2 tRNA genes are annotated in these 404 nt (G+C 46.3%); both read right to left on the minus strand.

The window, feature by feature from the left end:
- Positions 1-142: 142 nt before the first annotated feature.
- Positions 143-218, minus strand: a tRNA-Ala gene (locus AXG56_RS18975).
- A gap of 10 nt (positions 219-228) precedes the next feature.
- A tRNA-Ile gene (locus tag AXG56_RS18980) sits at positions 229-305 on the minus strand.
- Between the last annotated feature and the right edge of the window lie 99 nt (positions 306-404).

Raw genomic sequence — 404 nt, forward strand, 5'->3', positions numbered from 1 at the left:
TTCGATGTTTGATGTCTTGTCATCAATCGTTTCATCGTTAGATGATACGATGATTCCTTATCCAGTTTTCAAGGTTCACGCCCTATATTCAGGGTTGAATATAAAACACAATCAAATCATTGTGTTTGGTATATCATTTAAATGGTGGAGCCTAGCGGGATCGAACCGCTGACCTCCTGCGTGCAAAGCAGGCGCTCTCCCAGCTGAGCTAAGGCCCCGTTTTTTGAATGGTGGGCCTGAGTGGACTTGAACCACCGACCTCACGCTTATCAGGCGTGCGCTCTAACCAGCTGAGCTACAGGCCCATTCAATTCTTAGAAGAGTATCTTTCGATCTCTCAAAACTGAACAACCAACCAAGTACGCTTCCGTTCTAAATCCTTAGAAAGGAGGTGATCCAGCCGC

This window comes from Halobacillus sp. KGW1 (genome assembly GCF_001592845.1).
In the GTDB taxonomy this organism is placed as follows: domain Bacteria; phylum Bacillota; class Bacilli; order Bacillales; family Halobacillaceae; genus Halobacillus.